The organism is Shewanella sp. 10N.286.51.B2 (assembly GCF_041469265.1).
Taxonomy (GTDB): domain Bacteria; phylum Pseudomonadota; class Gammaproteobacteria; order Enterobacterales; family Shewanellaceae; genus Shewanella.
This window is the reverse complement of the sequence record NZ_JBFRKH010000144.1, coordinates 1-848: the sequence shown is the minus strand read 5'-3', so window position 1 is coordinate 848 and position 848 is coordinate 1. Positions and strand designations below refer to the sequence as shown.

Annotated in this window: 1 protein-coding gene and 1 pseudogene; both read left to right on the top strand. The window is 40.4% G+C overall.

Features of this window, described 5'->3' with window-relative positions:
• A partial coding sequence (locus AB4140_RS19790; RefSeq protein ID WP_372002351.1) for a flagellin occupies positions 1-153 on the top strand: 153 nt, incomplete at its 5' end.
• 309 nt (positions 154-462) lie between these two features.
• A pseudogene (locus AB4140_RS19785) lies at positions 463-848 on the top strand (flagellin); the annotation flags it as partial.

Below are 848 nucleotides of genomic sequence, written 5' to 3'. Positions count from 1 at the left end.
AACGTAACTGATGCCCGCAGTCGTATTCAAGATGTGGATTTTGCTTCAGAAACGGCGCAGTTAACTAAGCAGCAAATTCTGTCACAAACCTCATCAGCGATGTTGACTCAGGCAAACCAGTTGCCACAAACTGCCTTGTCATTGCTAGGTTAATCACTATTTAGCTAGCGAGTTAAGGAATAACTATAAGCGCAGTGTAATCGCTTTAATTAATTTGCTGAGCTTAAAATCAAAGCAGCCTTTATAGGCTGCTTTTTTGCATTTAAGCTTTTTAAATGCTGTTGCTAAAATAGTCGTTTAAGCGAGTTTATTGCGCGTTAAATCGCCTTTTTTAATTGAATGTAATAAAAAGTTTTAATTTTTTGCTAAAGCTTTTTTAGTTGCCGCCGTTACAGTATTTGTCGAAGATAAGTATCGTCTGACCTGAGTGGCAGGCACTATTAAATATAAGAGAGGCAATACATGGCTATTTCAGTTAATACTAACGTCACTTCAATGAAGGCTCAGAACTCATTAAATGGTGCCAATGGCGGTCTGCAAACGTCAATGGAGCGTTTATCATCAGGTTTGCGCATTAACAGCGCCAAAGATGATGCTGCCGGTTTACAAATTTCAAACCGTATGACTAGTCAGGTGAACGGTATTGGTGTCGCAATGCGTAACGCCAATGACGGTATTTCAATTGCGCAAACCGCTGAAGGCGCTATGAGCGAGTCAACCAATATTTTACAGCGTATGCGTGATTTATCATTGCAATCGGCTAACGGTTCAAACTCTGCTGCTGACCGCGAAGCAATGCAAAAAGAAGTAAACTCACTGCAAACTGAATTAACCCGTATTGCTGATAC